Annotated in this window: 7 protein-coding genes and 1 pseudogene; 3 read left to right on the top strand and 5 right to left on the bottom strand. The window is 70.0% G+C overall.

Going from position 1 to position 9,748, the window contains the following annotated elements:
* Positions 1 to 462: PQQ-dependent sugar dehydrogenase (locus AC08OV_RS07705; RefSeq protein WP_476619486.1), on the top strand; the 462-nt coding region annotated here is incomplete at its 5' end.
* A 36-nt stretch (positions 463 to 498) separates the two neighbouring features.
* Here the strand turns inward: AC08OV_RS07705 and cobA are convergent.
* The 3 genes from cobA to nirB all read right to left on the bottom strand — a co-directional run bounded on the left by cobA (position 499) and on the right by nirB (position 4,480).
* Positions 499 to 1,320: a uroporphyrinogen-III C-methyltransferase gene (gene cobA / locus AC08OV_RS07700; RefSeq protein ID WP_476612707.1), complete on the bottom strand. Its 822-nt coding sequence runs from the start codon at positions 1,318 to 1,320 to the stop codon at positions 499 to 501.
* Positions 1,321 to 1,438: 118 nt separating this feature from the next.
* Positions 1,439 to 1,783 (bottom strand): nitrite reductase small subunit NirD, encoded by a 345-nt coding sequence (nirD, locus tag AC08OV_RS07695; protein WP_462186017.1) that lies wholly within the window; start codon positions 1,781 to 1,783, stop codon positions 1,439 to 1,441.
* A gap of 36 nt (positions 1,784 to 1,819) precedes the next feature.
* A complete protein-coding gene (nirB, locus tag AC08OV_RS07690) occupies positions 1,820 to 4,480 on the bottom strand; it encodes a nitrite reductase large subunit NirB (protein WP_476612706.1) in 2,661 nt (886 codons plus the stop codon).
* A 305-nt stretch (positions 4,481 to 4,785) separates the two neighbouring features.
* Between nirB and AC08OV_RS07685 the strand changes: the two genes are divergently transcribed.
* The gene (locus tag AC08OV_RS07685) at positions 4,786 to 5,994 is read left to right on the top strand and encodes a uroporphyrinogen-III synthase (protein ID WP_476612705.1); all 1,209 of its coding nucleotides are present in this window, start codon (positions 4,786 to 4,788) and stop codon (positions 5,992 to 5,994) included.
* A 54-nt stretch (positions 5,995 to 6,048) separates the two neighbouring features.
* On the opposite strand, the gene AC08OV_RS07680 is transcribed toward AC08OV_RS07685, so the two are convergent.
* Positions 6,049 to 6,885, bottom strand: a complete 837-nt coding sequence (locus AC08OV_RS07680; RefSeq protein WP_476612704.1) for a polysaccharide deacetylase family protein — start codon at positions 6,883 to 6,885, stop codon at positions 6,049 to 6,051.
* A gap of 571 nt (positions 6,886 to 7,456) precedes the next feature.
* Positions 7,457 to 8,557, bottom strand: coding sequence for a peptide chain release factor 2 (prfB, locus tag AC08OV_RS07675; RefSeq protein ID WP_476601949.1), 1,101 nt, complete (start codon positions 8,555 to 8,557; stop codon positions 7,457 to 7,459).
* Positions 8,558 to 9,300: 743 nt separating this feature from the next.
* Between prfB and AC08OV_RS07670 the strand changes: the two are divergent.
* A pseudogene (locus AC08OV_RS07670) lies at positions 9,301 to 9,748 on the top strand (hypothetical protein); the annotation flags it as partial.

The following is a 9,748-nucleotide window of genomic DNA, read 5'->3' as shown; positions in this document are numbered from 1 at the left end:
CTGATCTACAGCATGGGCCACCGCAACGTGCAGGGCCTGACGTGGGATACGGCCGGACGGCTGTGGGCATCCGAGTTCGGCCAGAACAACGTCGACGAGGTGAACCTGATCATCCCGGGCGGCAACTACGGGTGGCCGATGGTGGAGGGCGTCGGCGACACCGACAAGGGCCGCCTGCGCAATCCCCTCGTCACCTGGACCACCGGCGAAGCATCCCCGAGCGGCGTCGCGATCCGTGGAGACACCCTGTACGTGGCGGCGCTGCGCGGACAGCGGCTGTGGGAGGTGGGCCTGGCCGGTGACCATGTGCGTGGCGCCCCCCGCGCGGCGTTCACCGGTGAGCTGGGCCGGCTGCGCGCGGCGGTGCTCGCACCGGACGGATCGGTATGGATCATCACCAGCAACACCGACGGCCGAGGGGACCCGAGAAAGGGGGACGACCGGATCCTGGCGCTGCGCTGAAGGTCCGGGTGGACGGGCGACCCGACGGCGGGAGCGTCAAGCCGACACCGTGGGCTCCACCGGAAGCGGCTCCGCCGGGACCGCCCCGACGGTACCCATCACGCCGATAATTCGATCACGTAGCGAAACCACATCTCCGATTACGATGACCGCGGGAGAACTGATCGCGGCTTCGGCCGCGAGCCGGGCGATATCCGCCAGGGACCCGGTGATGATCGTCTCGTCGGCTGTCCCGCCAGCGTGGATCACCGCGGTCGGAGTCTCCGGCCGGCGGCCCCGCTTCACCAGCTCGTGACTGATCTCGGGCAGTGCCCCGACGCCCATCAGCACGACGACTGTGCCCGGACCGGTAGCGAGCGCGTCCCAGTCGGCGGTGGAACCGGGATGCGACGGATCGATATGGCCGCTGACGACAGCCACGTCCTGGGTGATACCCCGGTGGGTCACCGGGATCCCGGCGAGCGCGGGGACCGCGACGGCGCTCGTCACCCCGGGGACGATCTCGCAGGGCAGGCCGGCCGCAGCGCAGGCCAGGGCCTCCTCGCCGCCACGACCGAAGACGAACGGATCACCGCCCTTGAGCCGGACGACGCCGAGCCCGCGCAGTCCCCGATCGACGATCACCGCGTTGATCTCGTCCTGGGTCAGGTTGTGACCGTGCGGCGCCTTGCCCGCATCGATGATCTCGGTACCGGGTCGCACCTCATCCAGCAGCTCACGGGGAGCCAGCCGGTCGACCACCACGACATCCGCAGCCTGGAGCAGCCGCAGACCGCGTACGGTGATCAGATCCGCCCGCCCGGGACCGCCACCGACAAGGGCCACCCATCCGCCCGGGGCTGTCTGCACACCGGTCATCTTCGTCCCCTCCCGCGTCGGCTTTCTCCCAGTGTGCGGCCTGACCAGCCCGTTCGGGGCCGATCTCCGCAGCCGACCATTCCGGCTGACCGGCCGGCTGACCGGCCGGCTGACCGCCTCAGCTGACCGGACGGGCCGCCGCGACGGGGCCGACCAGCACCCGACCGTCCTGCACCTGCACCGGGTAGACGGGGAGGCGCACCCCCTCGGCATCGAGGCACTCCCCCGTCACCAGATCGAACGCCTGCTTGTGTAACGGCGAGAAGACCACGGCCCGGTCTCCGCGGGAGCCGACGAGACCCCGGGAGAGCACGTTGGCCAGGCCGATCGGGTCGGCGTTGCCGACGGCGAGCACGGGACCGTCGCTCAACCGGAAGATGGCCACCTGGGCGCCGTTGACGAGCGCGGCCACGCCGCGATCGGGAGTCAGATCGTCCAGGGCACAGATGTCGGTCCAGATCATGGCGGCCTCCAGATCGTCCGGGATGCGCTTACTTGCCTATCCAGAGGCTTTTGTGTCCGTTTCGTCCCTCTGGATAGGCAAGGAGCCTGGATAGGTAAGGAAACGGCCAGCCACCACGGGGAGCGTGGCACCGGCGATGAGGGCTGCCCGCTCGGCCGGGCGGGCCGGCCGGGGCTGGCCGCGTTCGAGGAGGTGGATGACGTCGGGGTCGGCCGCCTCGGGGGCGTTGACGAACGAGGCGAACCGGCGCAGTGCGACCGGATCGGCCAGCGTCGTCTTCCACTCGTCCTGATAGGTCGCGACGTGGTGGGCCATGGCCGTGTCGAGTTCGGCGCAGATGCCCAGCGAGTCGTCGACGATGACCTCGCGGACATGCCCGAGGCCGCCGTCGAGGCTCTCCACCCACGGCGCGGTGCGCTGGAGGCGATCGGCGGTGCGCACATAGAACATCAGAAACCGGTCGATGTAGCGGACGAGCGTCTCGGTGTCGAGGTCGGAGGCGAACAGCTCCGCGTGCCGGGGCCGGTGACCGCCGTTGCCGCCCAGGTACAGGTTCCAGCCCTGCTCGGTGGCGATCACCCCGACGTCCTTGGACCGCGCCTCCGCGCATTCCCGGGCACAGCCGGAGACCGCCATTTTGATCTTGTGGGGAGATCGCAGGCCGCGGTAGCGTAGCTCCAGGTCGACGGCCAGCGTGGTGGAGTCCTGTACGCCGTAGCGGCACCAGGTCTCCCCGACGCAGGACTTCACCGTCCGCAACGCCTTGCCGTAGGCGTGTCCGGACTCGAGTCCGGCGTCGGTCAGCCGCTTCCAGATCTTCGGCAGCTGCTCGGCCCTGGCGCCGAAGAGGTCGATGCGCTGCCCACCAGTAATCTTCGTATAGAGGTTGAAGTCCCGGGCCACCTCGCCAATCAGGATGAGCGTCTCGGGCGTGACCTCGCCGCCGGGCAGCCGGGGGACGACCGAGTACGTGCCGTCCTTCTGCATGTTCGCGAGCATGTGGTCGTTGGTGTCCTGCAGGGCGGCCTGCTCGCCGGCCAGGACGTACCCGTTGTAGAGGGAGGCGAGAATCGAGGCCACCACCGGCCGGCAGACCTCGCAGCCCCGGCCCCGACCGTGCTCGGCGATCAGCTGCGAGAACGTCGTGATCCCCCGCACCCGGACGATCTCGAACAGTTCAGCCCGGCTGACGTCGAAGTGCTCGCACAGCGCCTTCGATACCTCGATGCCCGCGGCGGCGAGCTGCTGGCCGAGGATCGTCCTGAGCATCGGCACGCAGCTGCCACAGCTCGTGCCCGCGTTGGTACACCCCTTGATCCCGGCGACGTCGGTAAGGCCGTTCTCGCTGATCGCGGCGCAGATCTGGCCGTGGGTGACGTTGTTGCACGAGCAGATCTGCGCCCCGGCGGGGAGCGCCACCCCGGCCCCGGAGCCGCCGGCCCCTGCCCCGTCGCCGTCGCCGTCGCCGTCCGGCAGGATGAGCCGCGCGGGATCGTCCGGCACGACCCCGGCGGAGCCGACCATGGCCCGCAACATGCCGTACTCCTCGGCGTCGCCGACGAGGATGCCACCGAGGACGCTACGCGCGTCGTCGGAGAGCACCAGCTTCTTGTAGACCTTGGCCACCGGGTCGGCGAACGTGATAGGCAGCGCACCGGGAGTCGTCCCGAAGGCGTCCCCGAAGCTCGCGACGTCGACGCCGAGCAACTTGAGCTTGGTCGACATGTCGGCACCGGTGAAGGTCGCGCCGCCGCCGAGCAGACGGTCCGCGACGACCTCGGCCATCGCGTATCCGGGTGCGACCAGCCCGTACACCCGTCCGGCCGCCAGGGCGCACTCGCCGACGGCGTAGATGTGCTCGTCGCTGGTGCGGCAGCCCTCGTCGACGACGATGCCGCCGCGATCCCCGACGTCGAGTCCGCACTCGCGGGCCAGGGCGTCCCGCGGGCGGATCCCCGCCGAGAACACGACGACGTCGGTGTCGAGGCCGGCCAGCCCCTCGGGGTGACGGGCGAAGACCATCCGGGTGACCCGCCCGTCGGCATCGGCCTCGATCCGCTCGGTGGCCGTGTCGGTGTGGACGCCGATCCCGAGCCCGGTGATGTGGGCTCGCAGCGTCTGCCCGCCGGCCTCGTCGACCTGGGCCGGCATCAGCCGGGGCGCGAACTCGACGACGTGAGTAGCCAACCCCAGGCTACGCAGCGCGTTCGCCGCCTCTAGGCCGAGCAGACCGCCACCGACGACCACACCGGTCCCGGTCCGGCTACCGCGCGCCGAGGCGGAGATCGCCTCTAGGTCCTCGATCGTGCGGTAGACATGGCAGCCGGTGGCCTCCCGGCCGGGTACCGGCGGGACGAACGGGTAGGAACCGGTCGCAAGCACCAGCACGTCGTACCGGTAGGTGCGGCCGGCACCGGTGGTCACCGTCCGGGCGGCCCGATCGACGGCGACGACCGGTTCACCGAGACGCAGCCGCAGCCGGGGGTGCTCGAGGAATCCGTCCTCGACGAGGCTGAGGTCCTCCGCGGTCGCCCCGGTGAAGTACGCCGAGAGGCCCACCCGGTCATAGGCGGGCCGAGGTTCCTCGGCGAGGACCGTGATATCCCATCGCCCCTCGACGTCGCGGTCCCGCAGCGCCGCCAACAACCGATGCCCCACCATGCCGTGGCCGACGACCACCAATGATCGAGAAGACATCCGCGCACCACCCGCACGTCCGAACCGATGGGTGCCGGTCCAAACGGGCACCCGCTACGGCCAGAACCGTACGAACCCAGGATGTCAACACCGACTCGAAGTCAGGTCGGTCCGGCTACAAGGCATGCACTCCACGACACGACGGGATGTGAGATGCCCGACGAACGCTCGATGCGGACGTCGTGAATACGCAACGGTGCCGGTTAACACCGGCGTTGCACACCGGCAAGCGCGTGGACATGGCCGTGTCCGATCCTGCGGTGACCGGGGGATCGGCGCGGGACCCCAGGCCAGGAGGTAGCCTCGTGACAACCCGTAGTCCCGGGTGGCCCGACATCGGCGACCGGTCCGGCGCACCCGGAACGTCCCCGGCATCGGCGACATCGACGGAGCCGGCCGTCAGCGCCGGGCTGCCACCGCTGCTCGGCTTCACCGTCGGGGTCACGGCCGCGCGTCGCCGCGACGAACTCGCGAACCTCCTCGAACGGCGCGGAGCCCGGGTGATCCATGCCCCGGCCCTGCGCATCGTGCCGCTCGCCGACGACAGCCTGCTGCTCGCCGCGACCCGGGAGTGCCTCACCCGGCCGCTGGACGCAGTGATCGCTACGACGGCAATCGGCTTCCGCGGCTGGGTGGAGGCCGCCGAGGGCTGGGGGCTCGGCGAGCGGCTGCGCGACCGGCTGGACGGCGCCCGGCTGTTCACCCGAGGGCCGAAGGTCACTGGCGCCGTCCGGGCCGCGGGGCTCACCGAATGCTGGTCGCCCCGCTCGGAATCCGGCGCCGAGCTCGTCGCCCATCTGCTCACGGAGAACCTGGCCGGGCTGCGCATCGCGGTGCAGCTACACGGCGAGCCGTTGCCAGACATGGTCGAGGGGCTGCGCGCGGCGGGTGCCGAGGTCGTCGAGATACCGGTGTACCGGTGGGAACCACCGGACGATCTGCGGCCGGTCCGCCGGATGGTCGAACTCATCGTCACCGGCGGGGTCTCCGCGGTCACCTTCACCAGCGCGCCCGCCGTGGTGAGCCTCCTACGGATCGCCCGGGAGATGGGACAGTTCGACGAACTGCTGACCGCGTTGCGGGGCGAGGTGCTGCCCGCGTGCGTGGGTCCGGTCTGCGCCGCCCCCCTCGAACGGCAGGGCGTGGCGACGGTGGCCCCGGACCGGTTCCGGCTCGGAGCACTCGTGCGCACGCTGTCCGACGAACTCCCGCGTCGCCGGGGGCGGACCGTCGAGGCCGCGGGGCACGTGCTGCGGGTCCAGGGCGCGGCAGTGATCGTCAACGGCGAGCCGGTGATGCTCGCACCCAGGACCGCGGCGGTCCTCGACGCGCTGACCGAGCGTCCCGGTCGGGTGCTGTCCCGAGCCGAGCTGCTGCGCCGGACGGGCACGGCCGGGCTCACCGACGAACACGCGGTCGAGATGACCGTCGCCCGGTTACGCACCGCGCTGGGACCGGCCGGCCACGTGGTCGAGACCGTCATCAAGCGGGGCTATCGGCTCGCGGTCGTGTGAGAGAGCACGCGGTAACTGCCAGGCCCCGGACCCCAGTTCCCGCGTTCCCCGTCGTCAGGCGCCTCGGCCGAGCCGCCAGCGCGCCGCTCGATATGCCCGCCACCCCGACTGCAGTCCTCGCCGGGCGCTGAGCAGAGCGTCGCGATGCCCCTGGGAAACGAGCCGAAGGATGTCGGCCGCTCCAGCGGCCCGATTGACGATCAATCGACTGATGGCGAACCGGGACGACGTCGGTTGATGAATGCGGTACCCGACCTCACAGGCCGATTCGAACCCGGCGGCCGCGACGACATGGCGCACCGACGCGCAGTGATAACCGAAGGGGTAGCAGAAACTGTCCGGACGCCGGCCGGTTCTCTCCTCGATCAGCCGCCGGCTGGCGGTGACGTCATACCGCGCCAAGGCGGTCGGCACCACGTCGAGCTCCAGATGACGGTGACCGTGCGAGCCGAGCTCGATGCCCTCTCCGGCGAGCGCGGCGAGGTCGGACCAGTCCAGCAGGGGGAGGTTGCGCTCGGTGTAGCCATCCAGCCAGGTGGCGCGCCGGCCAACGAAGGCGGTCGGCACGTACAGGGTAGCGCTGGCACCGATCGCCCGCAGAGCGGGCACCGCGGTGGTGACGAAGTCCTCGAAGCCGTTCTCGAAGGTGATCACCACCTGGCGGCGGGCGGGATGCGCCAGCGCGTCAGTGAGACCGGTGAGGTGGTAACCGCTTTCGGCGAGGGCCTCGAGCTGCTCGGCGAAGGCACCGGGAGGGACCTCCCAGCGTCGGAAGTCCGCACTCACCGAATCACCGACGCCGTGGTACATAAGGACGGGCAGGGGCATCGTGGGCGCACCGTCGAACACGCCGGAGGCGGCGCCGGACGCCGCGGGCGCCAGGGAGGTCACGGCGTTCCCGTACCGGCGAGACTCGCCATCCTGCCCGGATTTGCACCGTTATTTCCACACATATACATGCGTGCATTCGTGTGCAGGGACACAGACCGCACTCCCTCCGCGACAGCGGTTCGCAATCGTGAACGACCAGGTGACACGGGCGTACATCCCATCGGGTGAAGCAGTAGACGGACCAGATCAAGACACCGAAACTAAAACATCGAACGGTCCGCGAACTACCCGGAACTCTACACGTGTATACCCGGCATGCCAATGGCGTCAGGAGATCCGGTGGAGTCCTCCCCCGACGCCGGGCCGGGCCGCCGGCCGAGCCTACGTCACACCGGCGTTCCCACCACGGCCGGATCTTTGTCTTTTCACCGTCCGTTCCCCGAGAGGCAGGCAGCATTCGGATGCCGTCCCGGAAACGGGAGACCTCCGGACCTCCGGACCTCCGGAACCGGAACGCCGGGCGCGTATCGTCCCGCCGGGCCACGAGCGCCCGGACGGTGCGGCGAGGATTGCCCGCTCAGCCCGGAACCAGGCGCATCCCGGGCGTCGGCAAAAGCTCCGAAGAACCCTCTCACGCCTGATTCTCGACCGACCGCCGCCACCGGATCTCCGCGTCGATGAAATCATCGAGCTCGCCGTCGAGAACACCGCTGGTATTCGAGGTCTCGGTGTCGGTACGCAGATCCTTCACCATCTGGTACGGGTGGAGGACATAGTTACGGATCTGTGATCCGAAGGAGACGTCCTGTGGCCCGCCGGTGATGCGCTGTTTCTCCGCCGCTTCCTCGGCCCGCCGCCGCTCCAGGAGCTTCGCCTGCAACACGATCATCGCGGCGGCCTTGTTCTGGAGCTGGCTGCGCTCGTTCTGGCACGTCACCACGATGCCCGTGGGCAGATGCGTGATGCGGACCGCGGAGTCGGTGGTGTTGACCCCCTGTCCACCCGGGCCGGACGAACGGAAGATATCGATACGCAGATCCTTGTCGTCGATGTCGACGTGGTCGGACAGCTCGACGACCGGGGTGACCTCCACCCCGGCGAAGGAGGTCTGCCGCCGGTTCTGGTTGTCGAACGGCGAAATCCGGACGAGCCGGTGCACCCCGTGCTCACTGCGCAGCGTCCCGTACGCATAGGGCGCCTTGACCTGGAAGGTTGCCGACTTCAGACCCGCCTCCTCAGCCTCGGAGGTGTCGAAGACCTCCGTGGCGTAGCCATGCCGCTCGGCCCACCGCAGGTACATCCGAAGCAACATCGCCGTCCAGTCGGCCGCGTCCACCCCGCCGGCCCCGGCCGAGAGCTGCACGATCGCGTCCCGCTCGTCGTACTCGCCGGACAGCAGGGTCCGGACCTCGAGACCGGCGATGTCATTGGACAGCCTGGGAAAATCGGCTGCGGCCTCGGCAAGCAGATCCTCGTCGCCGAGGTCCGCGGCGGCGGCGATGTCGTCGAGACGGCGACGCAGCCCCTCCACCCTGGCGATGTCCCCGCGCGTCGACGACAACCGGCGGGTGACAGCCTGGGCCCGGTCCTGATCGGACCAGAGGTCGGGGTCCGCAGCCTGACGCTCCAGATCCTCGGCGCGACGGCGCAACCCCTCCACGTCGAGAACCGTCTCGATGCCGGTCAACGTGGCATCCAGCTGTTTGATCTCCTCGGACAGGTCGACGGCCATGCTGTTCACCTTACCGGCGGCACCCGGGGGCCACCGCCAGGACGGATCTTGCCCGCCCGGGCGGGAGCCGGCCGAGCTCGCAGCGGCGTCGCGCCGAGCCCCGCGGCGACCTCCCCGCGGTCTCCCGACGGCATCCCGGCGGCATCCCGACCGGGAAACATCATCATGGCGAAACATGCAATGACTCGACGACACGAGGATGAAACATTCGCAGGATGCCACGAGAATTTCGGCCAACCGGCGCCCGCACTGCGGACAATCGTTGCGGCGGCCCCAGGCAGTCAGGCGGTTCAGCCACCCGACAACAACCTCCGACAACAACCGACGCCAATCCCTGAAGAGACACGTACCACATCGCCGAGTGCGCACAACTCGGCGCGTCCGCGGCCCCCGAACGATACCGTCGAAGACGGCGCTTCGCGCACGAATACGTGAACGCCGGGTTTCGTCGGGACAGTGCGGCCTCGCGACCATATGGGTGTCGGATGCGGAGAGCTCAGCTGCAGAGAGCTCGGACGCATCGACCGGTGCGCGCGTGTACACCGGTCGATGTCGCCGGGACGGGACGGGACGAAGACTCGAGGACCGGCCACTACCACGGGGAAGAGGAGGAAGGCCGCCGTGAATAACCGGATCTGTCGTCCGAGCGATCGGATCACGCCGTTGGCGGCGACGACTCACCGCCCCGTCGCGTGCCGGCGGAAGGCCGCGATCATTCCCGCAGGAGCACGGAGGGTCCCATCGTGTCGGAGGTCGCGGAGGTCGCGGAGGTCGCGGACCGACGCTCTGTCCTGGTTGCCACCGGCCTCGCGGCGGTGGGCTCCGTGAGTCTGCGCGACGACGCATCCGGCCTGCACGAGGCCTGCATGGCCGCCCTGACCGCGACGGTCAGAGCCTACGAGACGTCTGATCTGATCACTACCACGTCCGCCCTGGTCTCGTTGGAGCGCACGACACAGACCGTGCCCCGGGAGCACCGGCTGCGCGGCCGGCCAGCGCTGGAGTGGATGCGGCTGCACGCGGCGGTCACGACGGTGGCGGCCGCCACCGCCTACGACCGCGGCAAACACTCCGACGCCGCCGTGCGGGCCGACCGGGCCGCGGCGCTCGCCCGGGCGGCCGGGGACGGGCCACTCGCCGCCCGCGCCCTGGCCCTGCGCGCCCGGGTGGTCCGCCCGCACAGCCCGGCGG

The organism is Frankia sp. CeTa3Moorea, from assembly GCF_978021225.1.
The sequence above is the reverse complement of the archived record's forward strand: the minus strand, read 5'-3'. Positions and strand labels throughout refer to the sequence as shown.

What these genes read in the sequence shown, in the direction of transcription:
- cobA (WP_476612707.1), bottom strand. Translation starts at nt 1,320, where the DNA reads ATGACCGGTGTGCAGACAGCCCCGGGCGGATGGGTGGCCCTTGTCGGT.
- nirD (WP_462186017.1), bottom strand. Translation starts at nt 1,783, where the DNA reads ATGATCTGGACCGACATCTGTGCCCTGGACGATCTGACTCCCGATCGC.
- nirB (WP_476612706.1), bottom strand. Translation starts at nt 4,480, where the DNA reads ATGTCTTCTCGATCATTGGTGGTCGTCGGCCACGGCATGGTGGGGCAT.
- prfB (WP_476601949.1), bottom strand. Translation starts at nt 8,557, where the DNA reads ATGGCCGTCGACCTGTCCGAGGAGATCAAACAGCTGGATGCCACGTTG.